The sequence below is a fragment of the Streptomyces sp. DH12 genome, from assembly GCF_020873895.1.
GTDB lineage: Bacteria > Actinomycetota > Actinomycetes > Streptomycetales > Streptomycetaceae > Streptomyces.
In genome coordinates, this window is the sequence record NZ_JAHWGT010000292.1 from 1 (window position 1) to 702 (window position 702).

Here is a 702-nt window from a genome sequence, read left to right on the forward strand (position 1 = left end):
GAGCGGATGATCGATCACGCTCGGGCGGACGACGTGTCCCGCCAGGTTCCGCTCATTCCTTCTCAATTCCTGACAAATCCCAGCTCGGCGTCCTCCCGAAGCTTGCCGAGCGCCCGCGACACGGCCGACTTCACCGTCCCGACCGAGACGCCGAGCACCTCTGCCGTCTGGGCCTCGCTGAGATCCTCGTAGTACCGCAGCACGACCATCGCCCGCTGGCGCGCCGGCAGCCGCATGACCGCCCGCCACATCGCGTCCCGCAGGGCCTGCTGCTCAGCGGGGTCGTCGCGGACCGGCACCGGGTCCGGCTCGGGCAGCTCGTCGCAGGCGAACTCGTCGACCTTGCGCTTGCGCCACTGCGAGGTGCGCGTGTTCACCAGCGCCCGGCGGACGTAGCCGTCCAGCGCCCGGTGGTCCTCTATCCGCTCCCAGGCGACGTACGTCTTGGCGAGCGCGGTCTGCAGCAGGTCCTCCGCGTCGCTGGGGTTTCCGGTCAGCGACCGGGCGGTCCGCAGGAGCACCGGCTGGCGGGCCCTCATGTACGACGAGAACGACGCGTACGGGAGGGTCTGCGTCGCCGGGGCGGCGGCGTTCGAAGCGCTGGTGCAGACGGGTGTGGTCATGTCGTCCACGCTAGGAGCGGGGCCCGCCCGGCGGATCGCCCGCAGGTCCCGAAGCCGGATCCCCCTCAGGTTGTAGGGG

At 71.1% G+C, this 702-nt stretch carries 1 protein-coding gene; it reads right to left on the reverse strand.

The features are described 5' to 3' along the window. Positions 1 to 62: 62 nt before the first annotated feature. Positions 63 to 623: a SigE family RNA polymerase sigma factor gene (locus tag LPA54_RS34110; protein WP_193457910.1), complete on the reverse strand. Its 561-nt coding sequence runs from the start codon at positions 621 to 623 to the stop codon at positions 63 to 65. Between the last annotated feature and the right edge of the window lie 79 nt (positions 624 to 702).